Genomic DNA, 18,591 nt, shown 5'->3' on the forward strand with positions numbered 1-18,591 from the left:
GACGAAATTGTTACAAAGCTTATTCTTTTCCCCATTTATCAACAATTTTCAGTGAATGTCGACGGGGGTTCGTTAAAATTTCGCCCTTTATCGGCGCAATGTGGGGTGACGGCCCAATTTTGCACAATTTCGCCACCGGCGAACCGACCGGTGGCGTTCAGCTGTCGGGTCAGGAAGTCTGCAGGAAACGCGCCAGCTGCCGGCGCAGCTGCCGGTTCTCTTGCTGTAGGGCGTCAACCCGGTCGAGCAGCGTCAGCGCCATGGCGATCCCCGGCCAGTCCAGATCCAGCTCGGCACGCAGCCTGCGCGCGCGCTGCAGATGGCTCAGCGCCGGATAATCAAACTCCCAGCGCGGCTGCGCCGGCTCCAGCGGCACGATAACGCCCAGGCCGACGATCTCGACCAGCTCGTCCTCTGAAATCTCCACCCTCTGACACAATTCCACCACGGTGAATGTGATCTCTTTTTTCATCATCTGCTTTACTCCCATTCCGCGCGCGGGTTGAACGCCGCCTGTTCAGCCAGTTCCCGCCACAGGGCGCTGGCCTTCTCGTTCGGCTTCGGCGGCATCACCACCTTGAGAATAACGTACAGGTCACCGGGCTCTTTCTTGCCCGCCAACCCTTTGCCTTTGACCCGCAGCCGTTTGCCGCTCTGGCTGCCGGCCGGCACGGTCAGCGCGATTTTGCCGGTCAGCGTCGGCACCTCAATGCTGGCGCCGAGCGCCGCTTCCCACGGAGCGAGCGGCGCCACGATGCTCAGGTTGTGGCCGTCGATCTCGAACAGCGGATGCGGCGCAAGGCGGATGACCAGATACAGGTCGCCGTTCTGGCCGCCGCCCACGCCGGCAACGCCCTGCCCCTTGAGGCGAATGCGCTCGCCGTCGCCCACGCCGGCCGGAATTTTCACGTTCAGCGTCTTGCTGGCTTCGCTTACCTGCCGCCCCAGTTCGTCGTACACCGGCAACTTGTAGGAAATCTCGCGGCTTTGGCCATGCAGCGTTTCCTCGAGGAACAGCGGCACCTCCATCTCCAGATCCTGGCCGCGGAAGCCATGCCCGCCGTGCGAGTGCGAAGCAGAGCGATGCCCGCCCGCCGCCCGCCCGCCGAACATGCTTTCGAAGAAATCGGAGAAGTCTTGCGCGTCGGCGCCGCCGCCGTGCCATGAAGCGCTCTGCTGATAGCCGCCGCGATCGCCGCGCGCCTGGCGGCCAAAGTTCGGATCGTTGCGGTGCAGCCGGATCTGATCGTACTCGGCGCGGCGCTCCTCGTCCTTCAGCACCTCATAGGCTTCGGCCACTTCCTTGAACTTGCTTTCGGCATCGTCTTCAGTGCTCACGTCAGGGTGATATTTACGCGCCAGCCGACGGTAGGCCGTTTTGATGGTTTTCAGATCGGCGTTGGGCTCAACGCCCATCGTGGCGTAGTAATCTTTAAATTCCATGCGGTAATACCTTCAATGTGTTGGGTTGTGCGCCAAAATTCCTTGTCTCTCTCGCCAGATATCCTCCTTTCGTCACATTCCTTTTCCGCTACGCTAAGCATACTCCCGATCGTTAAAAGCTGCGCAAACTGAATAAAAACCGTGCGACAAGGCACAGGCCCGCGCGCCATTTCTAAAGCCCCCCGCATTCACGTACACTGTGGCGGTGGCCCCATAAAGATAAATCACGATGAGAACTCAACTGATAACCCGTGAAGGGTATGACAAGCTCAAACAAGAGCTGGATTACCTCTGGCGCGAAGAACGCCCCGAGGTGACCAAGAAAGTGACCTGGGCCGCCAGCCTGGGCGACAGAAGCGAAAACGCCGACTACCAATACAACAAGAAGCGGCTGCGCGAGATCGATCGCCGCGTCCGCTATCTGACCAAATGCCTGGAGCAGTTGAAGATCGTCGATTATTCACCGCAGCAGGAAGGCAAAGTGTTCTTCGGCGCCTGGGTAGAGGTGGAGAACGAAGACGGCGAAACCAAACGCTTTCGCATCGTCGGTTACGACGAGATTTTCGGCCGCAAGGATTACATCTCCATCGATGCGCCGATGGCGCGCGCCCTGCTGAAAAAAGAGGTCGGGGACGTCGCCACCGTCAATACCCCGCTGGGCGAGGCGCAGTGGTACGTGAACGAGATAAACTACCCGAAGTAAGCTTTCAGCTTTTTCCTAACCGCCGCCAACGCCGCCGTCTGCGCTGTTCTCCATGCCGCGGCCGCGCGGCGGCGGCCCGCTTCGCTGGCATTTTCCCCGATCAATCCGTATAACTGTCCCCTGTTTATTCACCGATCTCAATACAGATACCAGACCTATGAATGACCCACTGAGCCGCATTATTGCAACAGAACTGCAGGCCCGGCCGGAGCAAGTCGACTCCGCCATCCGTCTGCTGGATGAAGGTAATACCGTGCCCTTTATTGCACGCTATCGTAAGGAAGTCACCGGGGGCCTGGACGACACCCAACTGCGCCAGCTGGAAACCCGCCTGGGTTATCTGCGTGAACTGGAAGATCGTCGCCAGACCATCCTGAAGTCGATCGATGAACAGGGCAAACTGACTGAACAATTGGCGGGGGCGATCAACGCCACGCTGAGCAAGACCGAACTCGAAGACCTCTACCTGCCGTACAAACCGAAGCGCCGCACCCGTGGCCAGATCGCCACCGAAGCCGGCCTGGAACCGCTGGCGGATACGCTGTGGCAGGATCCGCAACAGCAGCCGGAACAACTGGCTGAACGCTACGTCGACGCCGACAAGGGCGTGGCGGACGTGAAAGCCGCCCTCGACGGCGCGCGCTATATCCTGATGGAGCGCTTCGCCGAAGACGCCGCGCTGCTGGCCAAGGTGCGCGACTACCTGTGGAAAAACGCCCATCTGGTGTCCAAAGTGGTCGAAGGCAAGGAAGAAGAAGGCGCCAAGTTCCGCGACTATTTTGATCACCACGAACCGATTTCTCAGGTGCCTTCACACCGCGCGCTGGCGATGTTCCGCGGCCGCAACGAAGGCGTGCTGCAGCTGGCGCTGAACGCCGATCCGCAGTTTGAGGAAGCCCCGCGCGAAAGCCAGGCGGAGCTGATCATCATCAATCACCTCAACCTGCGCCTGAACAACGCCCCGGCCGACGCCTGGCGCAAGGCGGTGGTTAACTGGACCTGGCGCATCAAGGTGTTGCTGCACCTGGAAACTGAGCTGATGGGCACGGTGCGCGAGCGCGCGGAAGATGAAGCAATCAACGTTTTCGCCCGCAACATGCATGATCTGCTGATGGCCGCGCCGGCCGGCATGCGCGCCACCATGGGCCTCGATCCGGGCCTGCGCACCGGGGTGAAAGTCGCCGTGGTCGACGCGACCGGCAAACTGGTCGCCACCGACACCGTCTACCCGCACACCGGGCAAGCGGCGAAAGCCGCCGCCATCGTCGCGGCGCTGTGCATCAAACACAACGTGGAGCTGGTGGCCATCGGCAACGGCACCGCTTCACGTGAAACCGAGCGCTTCTATCTCGACCTGCAAAAGCAGTTCGGCGAAGTCCGGGCGCAAAAAGTGATCGTCAGCGAAGCGGGCGCGTCGGTGTATTCCGCGTCTGAACTGGCGGCGCAGGAATTCCCGGATCTCGACGTATCGCTGCGCGGCGCGGTGTCCATCGCTCGCCGCCTGCAGGATCCGCTGGCGGAGCTGGTGAAGATCGACCCGAAATCCATCGGCGTCGGCCAGTATCAGCACGACGTCAGCCAGAGCCAGCTGGCGAAGAAACTGGACTCGGTGGTGGAAGACTGCGTAAACGCCGTCGGCGTCGATCTGAACACCGCGTCGGTGCCGTTGCTGACCCGCGTGGCCGGCCTGACGCGCATGATGGCGCAGAACATCGTCAACTGGCGCGACGAGAACGGCCGCTTCAGCAACCGTGAACAGCTGCTGAAGGTCAGCCGTCTGGGGCCGAAGGCCTTCGAACAGTGCGCCGGCTTCCTGCGTATCAACCACGGCGACAACCCGCTGGATGCTTCTACCGTTCACCCGGAAGCCTATCCGGTGGTGCAACGCATCCTGGCCGCCACCGAGCAGGCGCTGCAGGATCTGATGGGCAACGCCTCCGCAGTGCGCAGCCTGAAAGCGGTTGATTTCACCGACGACAAGTTCGGCGTGCCGACGGTCACCGACATTCTGAAAGAGCTGGAGAAGCCGGGCCGTGACCCGCGTCCGGAATTCAAAACCGCCACCTTCGCCGAAGGCGTGGAAACCCTCAACGATCTGCAGCCGGGCATGATCCTGGAAGGCTCGGTGACCAACGTCACCAACTTCGGCGCCTTCGTGGATATCGGCGTGCATCAGGACGGCCTGGTGCACATCTCCTCGCTGGCGGACAAATTCGTCGAAGATCCGCACACCGTGGTGAAAGCCGGCGACATCGTCAAAGTGAAGGTGATGGAAGTCGATCTGCAGCGTAAACGCATTGCGCTGAGCATGCGCCTGGATGAGCAACCGGGCGAGGGTTCACCGCGTCGCGGCGGCAACGCGCCTGCCCAGACGCGCGACAACGCCAACCGTTCGGCAGGCGGCAACAAGGCCAAACCGCGCAACGCGGCGCCGGCCGGCAACAGCGCCATGGGCGACGCGCTGGCGGCGGCATTCGGCAAGAAACGCTAAGTCGGAACCGACAGGGCGGAGCCTGCTCCGCCCTTTCCGAGAAAGAAAACTTGCGGCATTTTTTTGACCCGTCTCAATAAACCTTCATCTTTTTATTTCCCGTTGCTGCGTGACCGCCCTCCCATTGTTAAAGCGGCAAACATCCCTTCTGCAGCCGTTTATTAACAACGTCGTTAACACGCATTTTTCATTTTGCGAATTGTGAGCGAAACACAAATGGTTACCGCTCGCATTACGGCGGAATAATGTTATTGAATTGCCTTTCATCAGAAATAAATAAGGGAAAAACGCCATCAATATTTGCAAACGAGAAAACTCGGCTACAAATACGCAACTGATTTAACTCACCATTCTCATTTGTCGCCGAGTAAAAGCAGTGGTAAAACGGGGCTTATCAAGACGACACAACCAAAAACTGTCGACGCCATAATAATTGGTTACAATACCCCTACTTTTTGTATTGAACGCGATAATGATAATTACTATTATTTGCGCTCACTTTATTGCATGACCTTATGGATGAATACCGCCGACGGCGTGGCATTTTCGCCGGCAACGTCCAATTATCATCAGCCCGATGTTCATCGGCACCCGGAAGGTTAATCACATGCAGCTTCAACCTAAACACACATATAAGATTGTCGGCTTTTCCGGTGAAATTGCGCCGGCCTACCGCCAGAAACTGTTATCGCTCGGCATGCTGCCCGGCTCTTCGTTCGACGTGGTGCGCGTCGCGCCGCTGGGCGATCCGATAGAAATAAAAACCCGCCGCGTCAGCCTGGTGCTGCGCAGGAAGGATCTGGCGCTGCTGCAGCTCGACGGCCAGTCCTGAACCGGCGCACCTCCATTTGCCGACGCGTCCTTGCGCCGGCGCGGCTCTCCTTGAAGACGACACGCAGAACTATGAAAAAACTCACCATCGGCTTAATCGGTAACCCGAACTCCGGCAAAACCACGCTGTTCAACCAGCTGACCGGCGCACGCCAACGGGTCGGTAACTGGGCGGGCGTGACGGTCGAACGCAAAGAAGGCCATTTCACTACCCCGCAGTCCGACGTGCGGCTGGTCGATTTGCCCGGCACCTACTCCCTGACCACCATTTCAGAGCAAACCTCGCTCGATGAGCAGATCGCCTGCCACTACATTTTGAGCGGCGACGCCGATCTGCTGATCAACGTGGTCGACGCCTCCAACCTGGAGCGCAATCTCTACCTGACGCTGCAGCTGCTGGAGCTGGGCATTCCCTGCATCGTGGCGCTGAACATGCTCGACATCGCCAAAAGCCAGCATATCGATATCGACGTCGCCGCGCTGTCGGCACGCCTCGGCTGCCCGGTAGTGCCGATGATCTCCACCCGCGCCGACGGTATCGGCGTGCTGAAACAGATGATCGACAATCATCGCCTCAACGAACAGCAGGCGCTGGTGAACTACCCGCCGTTGCTGCTGAAAGCGGTCGCCACGCTGAGCGATGCCATGCCGCAAACGCTGCCGGCGGTGCAACGCCGCTGGCTGGCATTGCAGATGCTGGAAGGCGACATCTACAGCCACCGGCTGGCCGGTCCCGCCGTCGCGCTGCTGCCTGCGGCCATTCAGGCGTTGCAACAGCAACAGCAAGAAGACCCGGCGCTGGTGATCGCTGACGCGCGCTACCAGTCTATCGCCACCCTGAGCGACGCGGTCAGCAACTCGCAGCAGGCGATGCCCAACCGCCTGACCGACATGCTGGATAAAGTGATCCTCAACCGCTGGCTGGGCGTACCGATCTTCCTGTTGGTGATGTACCTGATGTTCCTGCTGGCGATCAACATCGGCGGCGCGCTGCAGCCGATCTTCGATATCGGCTCGGCGGCGATCTTCATTCAGGGCATTCAGTGGCTCGGCTACACCCTGCACTTCCCCGACTGGCTGACCGTTTTCCTGGCGCAGGGCGTCGGCGGCGGCATCAACACCGTGCTGCCGCTGGTGCCGCAGATCGGCATGATGTACCTGTTCCTGTCGTTCCTGGAAGACTCCGGCTACATGGCGCGTGCGGCGTTCGTGATGGATCGCCTGATGCAGGCGCTCGGGCTGCCGGGCAAATCCTTTGTGCCGCTGATCGTCGGTTTCGGCTGCAACGTGCCGTCCATCATGGGCGCCCGTACGCTGGACGCCCAACGCGAGCGCCTGATCACCATCATGATGGCGCCGTTCATGTCCTGCGGCGCCCGGCTGGCGATCTTCGCGGTGTTTGCCGCCGCCTTCTTTGGCCAGGACGGCGCAGGGGTGGTGTTCTCGCTGTACATGCTCGGCATCGCGGTGGCGATCCTCACCGGCCTGGTACTCAAATACACCCTCATGCGCGGCGAAGCCTCGCCGTTCGTGATGGAGCTGCCGGTTTACCACGTGCCGCACCTGAAAAGCCTGCTGCTGCAAACCTGGCAGCGGTTGAAAGGGTTCGTGTTGCGCGCCGGTAAGGTGATCGTGGTGGCCAGCATATTCATCGGCGGCCTTAACAGCTTCTCGTTCAGCGGCAAAACGGTCGACAACATCAACGACTCCGCGCTGGCCACGGTTTCCAAGGTGCTGACGCCGTTGCTGCAGCCGATGGGCGTCCACCGCGATAACTGGCAGGCCACCGTCGGCCTGGTGACCGGCGCGATGGCGAAAGAAGTGGTGGTCGGCACGCTGAATACGCTGTATACCGCCGAGCACATCAACAAAGAGGCGTTCGACGCCGCCAACTTCAACCTGCTCGATGAGCTGGGCGGCGCGCTGCAGGAAACCTGGGACGGCCTGAAAAACACCTTCAGCCTGAGCGTGCTGTCCAACCCGATCGAAGCCAGCAAGGGCGACGGCGAGATGGGCGTCGGCTCGATGGGCGTGATGAGCAGCAAATTCGGCTCCGGCATCTCCGCCTACAGCTATCTGATCTTCGTGCTGCTGTATGTGCCCTGCGTCTCGGTGATGGGCGCCATCGCCCGCGAATCGAGCCGCGGCTGGATGACATTCTCCATCCTGTGGGGGCTGAACGTGGCCTACTCGCTGGCGACGCTGTTCTACCAAGCGGCGACCTTCAACCAACACCCGCAGTACAGCCTGACGGCGATCCTGGCGGTGCTGCTGGTGAATCTGCTGGTGCTGTTCGGCCTGCGCCGGGCGCGCAGCCGCGTCACGGTGCGCCTGGGCAACGCCACGCCGGCGGCCTGTTGTCAGGGCGCCAAAGGGAGCTGTCACTGATGGCCGGGCTGCTGCAGGTGCGCGATGCGCTGGCGCTGCGCGGCAGCGCCCAGGCGCAGCAGCTCAGCCAATCGCTGGCGACGCCGCTGCCGCTGGTGCAGGCGATGCTGGATCGTTTGACGGCGATGGGGAAAGTGGAGCGCATCGAACAGGATGACGGCGCCTGTTTGAGCGGCGGCTGCAAAAGCTGCCCGCAGGGCCAGGGGTGCAGCACGGTGTTCTACCGACTGAAAGCCTGAAGATAAGGGGCGCCAATGACGGGCGCCCCATTACCGTTCAAGGCTTATTGTTTGTCTTTGTAAACTTCGGCGATGGCGCTGAATTTACCGTGTTCGCGGCCTGCCAGGATCACGTAGTATTGACCGCCCTTTTCGTCAGCCAGTTTGGACAGCTCTTCCTTGGCGTCCATCGGTGACGTGGTTTCCGCCGTCGTGGTGACGGTGCCGATCTTCTCGTATTTACCCGGGTTCTTATCCAGATCTTCCTTGGTCAGCAGGGTTGCCGCCATGGAGCCGAAAGACACCGAACCCAGCACTGCCGCTGCAATAATCATCTTCAATGATTTCATGACACTAACCTCTCAATGGATAATTTATCTGTTATGAAAGCCGTCAAAAATCCATGCGTAGTACCGCAGGCTGCCGCGACATCCTCAGGCCTCGTTGCTTTCCCTGACGGGGCCCGTTTCCCAGAGACGAAACGCCAAAATGAAAATCGCCGCACGCGGTCTTTTCATTTTGCAGCCAACGCATTGACTCACTAAGTATTGAACAGCTTTGTCTTTTATCCACCCGGCAGCGTTTTTTTTCGCGCTCTATCGTGCGTTTTCCCGCTGCATTCAATGTGCTGCAATAAACGCTTCGATCATCGTCACAAATTCATCGGGATGAGAGATAAACGGCGCATGGGCGGCTTTGGCCACTATCTGCGACGTGGAGTTCGGCCAGGCGGCATCGAGCAGCTCGGCGACCTTGCGCGGCACTAACCCGTCCAGATAGCCGTAAATCCGCAGCAGCGGCAGATTCAACTCCGCCAGCGGCGCGCGCAGATCGGCGGTGCGCAGGATCTCCAGCCCACCGTTCAATACTTCGACGCTCGGCGTCGGCTGGTTGAGCACCACCGCTTTCAGCTGGCGCGCATCCTGACGCGCGCTCTCGGTGCCCAGCGTCTGCAGCGCCAGAAAACGCTCGACGGTGCGCTGGAAATCCAGGCTTAGCTGGTGCTGGAAACCGCTCAGCACGTCCGGACGGATCCCCGGCCACGCATCGCGGGCGGCAAAGCACGGCGAGGAGGCCACGGTGATAAGCCCGCTGACCCGCTGCGGCTGCATCAGCGCCGCCTGGCTGGCCACCAGCCCGCCGAGCGACCAGCCAAGCCACCAGGCCTGCGGCGGGGCGGCCGCCAGCACGATATCCGTCATCTGCTCCAGCGACAGGGCGCCGCCCCCCTGGCTGCGGCCGTATCCCGGCAGATCGACCAGGTGCAGGCGAAAATGCGGCGTCAGTCGCGCCTGGATGCAACTCCACACTTCGGCGTTCAATCCCCAGCCGTGCAGCAGCACAAGATCGCGTTCGCCTTCGCCTATTGTTTGCCAGTACAGCGCTGTCATTGGTTACTGTCCTTTCATGCTTATCCGTGTCGGAGGCCCTATGCTATCAATCCGCAGCCGCTGTTGGCTATGCCGACAGCCGTTGAGCCTGGTGCGTCATGGCATCTGCAGTTGCTGCCTGCGCCATCTGCCGGTCAACCCTCCGTGTTGCCCGCGCTGCGGATTGCCCGCCGGCGAGACGCAAATGCCCTGCGGCCGCTGCCTGCAACGGCCGCCGCCCTGGCAGCGGCTGGTGTTCGTCGGCGACTACGTTGCGCCGCTCAGCCAACTGGTAAAAAGATTCAAGTTCCACCGCGCGCCCGAGCTGGCGCCGACGCTGGCGCGCCTGATGCTGCTGCGGTGGCAGCAGGCGCGAAGAGAGCAGTATCTGAACAGACCCGACCTGATTTTAGCGGTACCCTTGCATGCATCACGCTGCTGGCGCCGTGGCTATAATCAGAGCGATCTGCTGGCCCGGCCGCTGGCGCGCTGGCTGGGCTGCGCCTATCGGCCCGCCGCCTTGCGCCGGGTGCGCAAAACCGCCCTGCAACAGCGGCTGAGCGCCTCTGCCCGCAGACGCAATCTGCAGCGCGCGTTCGCCTGTACCGTGCCGGTCGCCGGCCGGCATATCGCCCTGGTGGATGACGTGGTGACCACCGGCAGCACCGTCGCGGCGATCGCGGCGCTGCTGCGGCGGCAAGGCGCCGCTTCGGTGCAGATATGGTGCGTTTGCCGCACGTTGTAGTGCCACGGCAATGGGCGTATTATAACCGACTATAGAAGTCAACTATTGAGCTAATGCTATGATCCGTATAACAGATGCTGCACAGGAACACTTTGCCAAACTGCTGGCAAATCAAGAAGAAGGCACCCAAATCCGCGTATTCGTGATCAACCCGGGCACGCCGACGGCCGAATGCGGTGTCTCTTATTGCCCGCCGGACGCGGTAGAAGCGACGGATACCGAACTGAAGTTCGACAAACTGTCCGCCTATGTCGATGAGCTGAGCGCGCCGTATCTGGAAGACGCCGAAATCGACTTCGTGACCGACCAGCTGGGTTCTCAGCTGACGCTGAAGGCGCCGAACGCCAAGATGCGCAAGGTCGATGACGACGCACCGCTGATGGAACGCGTGGAATACGTGCTGCAGTCGCAGATCAACCCGCAGCTGGCGGGCCACGGCGGCCGCGTAACGCTGATGGAGATCACCGACGACAACATGGCTATTCTGCAGTTCGGCGGCGGTTGCAACGGCTGTTCGATGGTGGACGTCACGCTGAAAGAAGGCATCGAGAAAGAGCTGCTGCAGAAATTCCCGGAGCTGAAGGGCGTGCGTGACCTGACCGAGCACCAGCGCGGCGAGCACTCTTACTATTGATACCCGGCGTTCGCGCCACGGTAGATAACACAATGCCGGAAGGGGGAACCCGTTCCGGCATTGTCGTTTTCAGCCCACCGACACCTTGCGGCGCCGCTTGTCCAAATCCTTCAGTAAGCGGTTTATGTGCGGGTCGGCAAACATCTCCTCCAGCGTCTGGGTCAGCTTGCGCCGCCAGTTAGGGTACTGATCGCTGGTGCCGGGAATGTTGACCGGATCGGCCATATCCAGCCAGTCTTCCGGCTGCAGGCCGAGCAGAGCGCTGGCGCTGTCGGCGACATAGCGCTGCAGGCCGCGGTTGAGCAGCGGGCTCATGCCGAGCAGCGCCGCCTTCTTGCCCACCTTCTGCGGCACGCAGCCATAGCGATGCAATCCGTCCAGCAACCCCTGTTTGGCGCGTTCCCGATCGGCGAACAGCGCCTGCAGGATCTCCGCATCCGGGTAAAGGCCCAGCCGATTGCCGAGCGTCAGATCGTCGCTTTGCCAATAGCCGCGCAGCGTCGGCAGATCGTGGGTGGTGATGGTCGCCATCGCCTGCACCGGATAGGCCTGCGGCGCGCGGAAATGGTGCTCGCCGTCGCTTTCGAAATAGAGCACTTTGTAGGAGTAGACGCCGCTGTCGCGCAGCTTGCCGACGATCTCCACCGGCACCGTGCCGAGATCCTCGCCGATCACCATGCAACGGTGGCTCTGGCTTTCCAGCGCCAGCACCGCCAGCAGATCGTCCACCGGGTATTTGACATAGGCGCCGCGATCGGCGGTTTCGCCATACGGGATCCACCACAGCCGCAGCAGCGCCATGACGTGATCGATGCGCAGCGCGCCGCAGCTGGTCATGTTGGCGCGCAAAAGATCGATGAACGGCTGATACCCGCGCGCTGCCATCACGTGCGGATCCATCGGCGGCAGGCCCCAGTTTTGCCCCAGCGGCCCCAGAATATCCGGCGGTGCCCCGACCGACGCTCTCAGGCAGTACAGCTCACGGTCACACCAGGTTTCCGCCCCGCCTTCCGCCACCCCGACCGCCAGATCGCGATACAGGCCAATCGGCATCTGCTGCTGCCTGCTCTGGTCAAAACACTGTGCGAACTGCGTGGCCGCCAGCCATTGCAGCCACAGGTAAAAGCGGACCGCGTCCTGATGTTCGGCGCAGAACTGCCGCACCGCATCGCTCTGTCCCTGCCGATAGCGCTCGGGCCAGGCCGGCCAGCCCCACTGGCTGGCGTCTTTGGCCGCCAGATGGGCATGCAGCGCATCAAACGCCGCCTGCTGATACAGGCTGTCGCCCCCCTCAGCCACGAACTGCTCGAACGCCTGACGCTGCGCGTCGTTCGGCTGGCGCGCCTGAAACAGCGGGAACGCCAGCTTCAGCGCCGCCAGCTTCAGCTGCATCACGGCGGTGTAGTCCACCCACTCCGCGGCGCGCGCCTTGGCCAGCTGCTTCTGCGTCGCCGGCTTCTGCCACCAGCGCTGCGCCGCGTCGCTGCGCTGGAAATCCTCCACCGCATTGACGTCGATATACGCCAGATTCAGCCAGCGGCGCGACGAGGGGCTGTAGGGGCTGGCGCTCTCCGGGTTGGCCGGATACAGCGCATGGATCGGATTGAGGCCGACGAAGGCACCGCCGCGTTCCCCCACCTGCTCCACCATCAGGCGCAGATCGCCGAAATCGCCGATGCCCCAGTTGCGATCGGAACGCAGCGTATACAGCTGAACGCAGGCCCCCCACAGCTTCTTGCCGGTCAGCAAGGCGTCCGGCTCGAAGCAGCGTCTCGGCGCGACGATCACTCGGCATGACCACTGCTGCTCGCCCTGGCTCAGCGTCAATTGGTGGTACCCCATCGGCAGATCGCCGGGCAGCGTCAGGGTCTTGCGCGCGCCGACGCGCCCCTGCAGGCATTCGCCGTCTTCACGCTGCAGCGCCCACAGGTACTCGCCTTCACCCGCCGGGGTCAACGCCAGCGGCGCGCCCTGATAGAACACCTTGACCGCCGGTAACGGTGATGCCGCGCCTTCCTGCGCGCCATCGGCCCGATTCATGGCCGCCAACAGCTTGCGCTTGGTCTCCGGTTCAATCGCCTGCCGCTTGCCGTGGGCATTGATAAAATCGGCAGCGATCCCCGCCTGCACTGCCGCCTGATCGATACGCTTGCGATCCATTCGCTCTCCTTAACGTTTGGCTTGCCAGATACGCTGCTGATAATCGCGGATCGAGCGATCCGAGCTGAACATGCCGACGCGCGCGGTGTTAAGGATAGTCCGCCGCGTCCATTCGTCCCGATCGCGATACAGCTCGTCGACCCGGCGCTGCGCCTGGCAGTACGAGGCAAAGTCCGCCAGCACCAGGTAGGGATCGCCGCCTTCCAGCAGGCTGTGCAGCATCATGTCGAACGCATGCTTGTCGCCGTGGCTGAAGGCACCGCTCGCCAGCTCGTCCAGAATCGCCTTCAGGTGCTTGTCTTTCTTGCGGTAGCTGAGCGGATCGTAACCCTTCGCCACTATCGCCTTCACCTGCTCCACGGTATTGCCGAAGATAAAGATATTGTCTTCGCCCACCTGCTCGGCGATTTCGACGTTGGCGCCGTCCAGCGTGCCGACCGTCAGCGCGCCGTTCAACGCCAGCTTCATGTTGCCGGTGCCGGAAGCCTCTTTGCCGGCGGTGGAGATCTGTTCGGAGATATCCGCCGCCGGGATCATCAATTCGGCTACCGACACACGGTAGTCAGGGATGAACGCCACTTTCAGGCGATCCTTCACCAGCGGATCGTTGTTGATCTTCTCGGCCGCCTGGTTAATGGCATAGATGATGTTCTTCGCCAGGTAGTAACCCGGCGCCGCCTTGGCGCCGAACAGGAACACGCGCGGCACGATGTCCAGGTTCGGGTTGTCGCGCAGCTGGCGATACAGCGACAGGATATGCAGCAGGTTCAGGTGCTGGCGTTTGTACTCGTGCAGGCGTTTGATCTGCACGTCGAAGATCGCGTCCGGGTCGAGCGTCAACCCCATCACGCCGTGCACGTACTGGGCCAGCGCCACCTTGTTGTCGCGTTTGATCTGCTGATAACGCTGGCGGAACGCCGCGTCGTCAGCGAATTTCTCCAGCCCGCGCAGCGCGTCGAGATCGTTCGCCCACTCCACCTTCAGCGTCTCATCGATCAGGCCCGACAGCGCCGGGTTGCACTGTTTCAGCCAGCGGCGCGGCGTGATGCCGTTGGTGACGTTATGGAATTTATTCGGCCATAGCTGGTGGTATTCCGGGAACAGATCTTTCACCACCAGATCCGAATGCAGCTGCGCCACGCCGTTGACCGCAAAGCCGCTGACCACGCACAGGTTGGCCATGCGCACCTGCTTGTCATGGTGTACAGCCAGCTTGGCCCACACCGCCTCGTCGCCCGGCCAGTGCTTATCCACCAGCTTTTTGAACCTGGCGTTGATCTGTTTGATGATGGAGAAATGGCGCGGCAGCAGGTTGCGCACCAATTTCTCATCCCAGCACTCCAACGCTTCCGGCATCAGGGTGTGGTTGGTATAGGCGAAGGTGTTGCTGGTGATCGCCCAGGCCGCCTCCCACTCCAACTGGTGCTCGTCCAGCAGAATGCGCAGCATTTCCGGAATGGCGATGGTCGGGTGGGTGTCGTTCAGCTGGATCACTTCATACTTCGGCAGTTCTTCAATCTTGCGGCCGGCCTGATGGTGCTTGCGTAAAATATCCGCCACCGAGCAGGCGCACTGGAAATACTGCTGCATCAGGCGCAGGCGTTTGCCGGCTTGATGGTTGTCGTTCGGGTAGAGCACCTTGGTCAGCTTGTCGGCTTCTACGCCCTGCTTCTCAGCCTGCAGGAACTTGCCGTCGTTGAAATCGCTCAGGTTGAACGGATGCTGATGAGTCGCCTGCCACAGACGCAGCGGCTGCGCCACGCCGTTGCGATACCCCAGAACCGGCAGATCCCAGGCTTCGCCGCGCAGGGTGAAGGCCGGGCGCCACAGTTCGCGGCCGTCGGCCTGCTTTTCCAGCTTGCCGCCGATGCCCACGTCCACCGCCAGCGCGGCGTTGTGGCGGAACCACGGGTAGCTCTCGCGCTGCCAGTTATCCGGCGCCTCTTGCTGCTGCCCATCGCGGAACGACTGGCGGAACAGCCCATACTGATAATTCAGCCCATAGCCGGTGGCCGGTTGTTCCACCGTCGCCATCGAGTCGAGGAAACAGGCCGCCAGCCGCCCCAACCCGCCGTTGCCCAGCGCCGGATCGGTTTCCTGTTCCAGCAGGTCCGCCAGCTTGATGTTCTGCTCGGCCAGCGCCTGCTCGACGGTGTCGTACCAGCCCAGGTTGATCAGGTTGTTCGCCGTCAGCCGACCGATCAGAAACTCCATCGAGATGTAGTTCACGTGACGCAGCGGTTTGGCGCTTTTGCGCGGCGCCGGCTGTGCGGCCAGTTGCTCGGCCAGCGCCGCACTGACGGCTTCCCACCATTGATGTTGCGTCATTTGCTGCGCGGAACTGAGGCCGAACCGTTGCCACTGACGGGCGAGCGCCGCCAGAAAAGCATCCTTCTTGAGCGTAGGCTGTGACATAAGGAAAACTCTCTATCCAGTAAGTGGGTCAAATTGCCGCTATCGTGCCGGTGAGAAAGCCTGACGGCATCATCCCGCCTGGGGATTAGCTGGGGAGGAGGATTGGGGCGTAGCTGGAATTGTGATCTCAGGCACTTTTTGACTCCCTTGCAACGATGCAAAAAAGCCCGCCAACGCGTGCGGCGAGCACTGAGAACGTTAACCCTGACGTTAGCACAAGTATTCGCGCTGCTGAAGTTTTGTCCATGGCCGGAAATGCGATCCGCCACCGTATCGCCGTACTCCGACGCCAAACGTAAAAAAGTGTGATCGATAGCAACTTAACTCCAAGCCGATGCGGAAGCTTGTTGCAATACGTTTAGGGTTGGCAGAAGTTAGGGGGAGCTATTAATTACGAACCATAAAATAATTAGCGCCACTCCAATCCCGGCGGGAACCGCGATTTATACCCTGGAATACTATGCTGATCCCATCAAAACTGAGCCGCCCGGTACGGCTGCAAAATACCGTGATCCGCGATCGCCTGCTGGCCAAACTGGCCAGCGCGGGCAACTATCGTCTGACACTGGTCAATTGCCCGGCGGGATACGGGAAAACCACGCTGATCGCCCAATGGGCGGCCGGCAAGGCCGATCTGGGCTGGTATTCCCTGGATGAGAGCGACAACCAGCCGGAGCGTTTCGCCAGCTACCTGATCGCGGCGCTGCAGCAGGCCAGCGGCGGCCGCTGCGTCAAGAGCGAGGCGCTGAGCCAGAAGCACCAGTACGCCAGCCTGTCTGCGCTGTTCGCCCAGCTGTTTATCGAGCTGGCCGACTGGCATCAACCGCTGTACCTGGTGATCGACGACTATCACCTGATCACCAACGACGCCATTCACGAAGCCATGCGCTTTTTCCTGCGCCATCAGCCGGAAAACCTGACGCTGATCCTGCTCTCGCGCACTCTGCCGCCGCTCGGCATCGCCAACCTGCGGGTGCGCGATCAGCTGCTGGAAATGGGCACGCAGCAGCTGGCGTTCACCCATCAGGAAGCCAAACAGTTCTTCGATTGCCGCCTGGCGGCGCCGATGGAACAGCAGGACAGCAGCCGCCTGTGCGACGAAGTCGAAGGCTGGGCCACCGCGCTGCAGCTGATCGCGCTGTCGGCCCGCCAATCCGCCTCATCGGCTCAGCTGTCGGCCAAGCGGCTGGCGGGGCTGAACGCCAGCCATCTGTCCGACTATCTGGTGGACGAAGTGCTGGATCACGTCGATGCCGATGCGCGCGCCTTCCTGCTGCGCTGTTCGGTGCTGCGCTCAATGAACGATGCGCTGATCGTGCGGCTGACCGGCGAAGACAACGGCCAGCAACGGCTGGAGGAGCTGGAGCGCCAGGGGCTGTTTATCCACCGCATGGACGACACCGGCGAATGGTTCAACTTCCACCCGCTGTTCGCCTCTTTCCTGCGCCAGCGTTGCCAGTGGGAACTGGCGCTGGAGCTGCCGGGGTTGCACCGCGCCGCCGCCGAAGGCTGGCTGGCGCTGGGGTATCCGGCGGAGGCCATTCACCACGCGCTGGCGGCCAGCGACGTCAGCATGCTACGCGATATCCTGCTGCAACACGCCTGGTCGCTGTTCCACCACAGCGAACTGGCCTTGCTGGAGGAGTGCCTCAACGCGCTGCCTTATGAGCGCCTGATCCAAAACCCCAAGCTGGCGTTGCTGCAGGCCTGGCTGGCGCAGAGCCAGCACCGCTACAGTGAGGTCAACACCCTGCTGGAGCGCGCCGAGCGCACCATGCGCGAGCAGAAAATCGAGATAGACCAAACGCTGCACGCCGAGTTTGACGCCTTGCGCGCCCAGGTGGCGATCAACGCCGGCAAACCGGAAGAAGCCGAGCGGCTGGCGAGCGAAGCGTTGAAATTCCTGCCGCTGTCGAGCTATTACAGTCGCATCGTCGCCACCTCGGTGACCGGCGAAGTGCACCACTGCAAGGGCGAACTGGCGCGCGCGCTGCCGATGATGCAGCAGACCGAGCAGATGGCGCGTCGTCATCAGGCCAACCATTACGCGCTCTGGGCGCTGCTGCAGCAGAGCGAAATCCTTATCGCCCAAGGCTTCCTGCAGGCCGCTTACGAAACCCAGGACAAGGCGTTCGAACTGATCCGCGAGCAGCACCTGGAACAGCTGCCGATGCACGAGTTCCTGCTGCGCATCCGCGCCCAGATCCTGTGGTCATGGTCGCGGCTGGACGAAGCGGAAGACGCGGCGCGCGCCGGGCTGAAAATCCTGGCTAACTACCAACCGCAGCAGCAGTTGCAGTGCATCGCCATGCTGGCCAAATGCTCGCTGGCGCGCGGCGATCTGGACAACGCCAACACCCACCTGCAGCGCTGCGAAACCCTGCTGCACGGCGCGCACTATCATCGCGACTGGCTGACCAACACCGACAAATCGCGGGTGATCCACTGGCAGATGACCGGCGACACCGCCGCCGCCGCCCAGTGGCTGCGCCACACCGAAAAACCCGGCATGGCGGACAACCACTTCACGCAGGGCCAATGGCGCAACATCGCGCGGGTGCAGCTCCTGCTCGGCCAGTATGAAGAGGCCGGCGTGGTGCTGGATGAACTGAACGAAAATGCCCGTCGCCTGCGGCTGGTGAGCGATCTCAACCGCAACCTGCTGCTCAGCAACCAGCTCTACTGGCTGCAAGAGCGCAAGGGCGAAGCGCAGCAGGCGCTGATCGAAGCGCTGTCGCTGGCCAACCGCACCGGCTTTATCAGCCACTTCGTCATCGAAGGCGAAGCGATGGCGCAGCAGCTGCGCCAGCTGATCCAGCTCAACACGCTGCCGGAGCTGGAACAGCATCGCGCCCAGCGCATCCTGCGCGACATCAACCAGCATCATCGGCACAAGTTCGCGCATTTCGACGAGAACTTCGTCGATAAGCTGCTGACCCATCCGCAGGTGCCGGAACTGATCCGCACCAGCCCGCTGACCCAACGCGAATGGCAGGTGCTGGGGCTGATCTATTCCGGTTACAGCAACGACCAGATCGCCGGTGAGTTGGATGTGGCGGCCACCACCATCAAGACGCACATCCGCAACCTGTATCAGAAACTGGGCGTGGCTCATCGCCAGGAGGCGGTGCAGCAGGCGCAGCAACTGCTGAAAATGATGGGGTACGGCGCGTAAAAACCCTGATATCCCTCT

14 protein-coding genes are annotated in these 18,591 nt (G+C 61.6%); 8 read left to right on the plus strand and 6 right to left on the minus strand.

Annotation, left to right across the window (positions count from 1 at the left end):
- Nucleotides 1-169 precede the first annotated feature (169 nt).
- Both AC2CGI_RS21685 and cbpA read right to left on the minus strand, forming a co-directional pair.
- Nucleotides 170-475 carry a chaperone modulator CbpM gene (locus AC2CGI_RS21685; protein ID WP_004930739.1) on the minus strand — a complete coding sequence of 102 codons (306 nt, stop codon included), beginning with the start codon at nucleotides 473-475 and terminating at the stop codon, nucleotides 170-172.
- Nucleotides 476-480: 5 nt separating this feature from the next.
- Complete coding sequence (gene cbpA, locus AC2CGI_RS21690) at nucleotides 481-1,443, minus strand: curved DNA-binding protein (RefSeq protein ID WP_004930742.1); 963 nt, start codon at nucleotides 1,441-1,443, stop codon at nucleotides 481-483.
- Nucleotides 1,444-1,672: 229 nt separating this feature from the next.
- Here cbpA and greB point away from each other — a divergent pair, with 229 nt between their 5' ends.
- From greB to AC2CGI_RS21715, 5 genes are all read left to right on the plus strand, one after another.
- Nucleotides 1,673-2,146: a transcription elongation factor GreB gene (greB, locus tag AC2CGI_RS21695; protein ID WP_004930745.1), complete on the plus strand. Its 474-nt coding sequence runs from the start codon at nucleotides 1,673-1,675 to the stop codon at nucleotides 2,144-2,146.
- 157 nt (nucleotides 2,147-2,303) lie between these two features.
- Nucleotides 2,304-4,637, plus strand: coding sequence for a Tex family protein (locus AC2CGI_RS21700; RefSeq protein ID WP_076741274.1), 2,334 nt, complete (start codon nucleotides 2,304-2,306; stop codon nucleotides 4,635-4,637).
- Between the two features lie 607 nt (nucleotides 4,638-5,244).
- Nucleotides 5,245-5,469, plus strand: a complete 225-nt coding sequence (feoA, locus tag AC2CGI_RS21705; protein WP_004930752.1) for a ferrous iron transporter A — start codon at nucleotides 5,245-5,247, stop codon at nucleotides 5,467-5,469.
- A gap of 71 nt (nucleotides 5,470-5,540) precedes the next feature.
- Nucleotides 5,541-7,856 (plus strand): Fe(2+) transporter permease subunit FeoB, encoded by a 2,316-nt coding sequence (gene feoB, locus AC2CGI_RS21710; protein WP_004930755.1) that lies wholly within the window; start codon nucleotides 5,541-5,543, stop codon nucleotides 7,854-7,856.
- On the plus strand, nucleotides 7,856-8,095 hold the full coding sequence (locus AC2CGI_RS21715; RefSeq protein WP_004930758.1) for a FeoC-like transcriptional regulator: 240 nt from the start codon (nucleotides 7,856-7,858) through the stop codon (nucleotides 8,093-8,095). Before feoB ends, AC2CGI_RS21715 begins: the two co-directional genes overlap by 1 nt.
- Nucleotides 8,096-8,139: 44 nt before the next feature.
- Here AC2CGI_RS21715 and AC2CGI_RS21720 read toward each other — a convergent pair whose 3' ends face one another.
- Both AC2CGI_RS21720 and bioH read right to left on the minus strand, forming a co-directional pair.
- On the minus strand, nucleotides 8,140-8,424 hold the full coding sequence (locus tag AC2CGI_RS21720) for a YdgH/BhsA/McbA-like domain containing protein (RefSeq protein WP_004930765.1): 285 nt from the start codon (nucleotides 8,422-8,424) through the stop codon (nucleotides 8,140-8,142).
- Nucleotides 8,425-8,694: 270 nt separating this feature from the next.
- On the minus strand, nucleotides 8,695-9,465 hold the full coding sequence (gene bioH, locus AC2CGI_RS21725; protein WP_076741275.1) for a pimeloyl-ACP methyl ester esterase BioH: 771 nt from the start codon (nucleotides 9,463-9,465) through the stop codon (nucleotides 8,695-8,697).
- Between the two features lie 40 nt (nucleotides 9,466-9,505).
- Here bioH and gntX point away from each other — a divergent pair, with 40 nt between their 5' ends.
- Together gntX and nfuA are read left to right on the plus strand one after the other, a co-directional pair.
- On the plus strand, nucleotides 9,506-10,189 hold the full coding sequence (gntX, locus tag AC2CGI_RS21730) for a DNA utilization protein GntX (RefSeq protein ID WP_033645623.1): 684 nt from the start codon (nucleotides 9,506-9,508) through the stop codon (nucleotides 10,187-10,189).
- A 58-nt stretch (nucleotides 10,190-10,247) separates the two neighbouring features.
- On the plus strand, nucleotides 10,248-10,823 hold the full coding sequence (nfuA, locus tag AC2CGI_RS21735; RefSeq protein ID WP_004930777.1) for a Fe-S biogenesis protein NfuA: 576 nt from the start codon (nucleotides 10,248-10,250) through the stop codon (nucleotides 10,821-10,823).
- Nucleotides 10,824-10,892: 69 nt separating this feature from the next.
- Here nfuA and malQ read toward each other — a convergent pair whose 3' ends face one another.
- The gene (gene malQ / locus AC2CGI_RS21740) at nucleotides 10,893-12,983 is read right to left on the minus strand and encodes a 4-alpha-glucanotransferase (protein ID WP_076741276.1); all 2,091 of its coding nucleotides are present in this window, start codon (nucleotides 12,981-12,983) and stop codon (nucleotides 10,893-10,895) included.
- Nucleotides 12,984-12,992: 9 nt separating this feature from the next.
- Nucleotides 12,993-15,398, minus strand: coding sequence for a maltodextrin phosphorylase (gene malP, locus AC2CGI_RS21745; protein WP_076741277.1), 2,406 nt, complete (start codon nucleotides 15,396-15,398; stop codon nucleotides 12,993-12,995).
- A gap of 460 nt (nucleotides 15,399-15,858) precedes the next feature.
- Between malP and malT the strand changes: the two genes are divergently transcribed.
- A complete protein-coding gene (gene malT, locus AC2CGI_RS21750; protein WP_049240504.1) occupies nucleotides 15,859-18,573 on the plus strand; it encodes an HTH-type transcriptional regulator MalT in 2,715 nt (904 codons plus the stop codon).
- Nucleotides 18,574-18,591: the final 18 nt, after the last annotated feature.

The sequence above is a fragment of the Serratia sp. LSHTC3 genome (assembly GCF_057197125.1).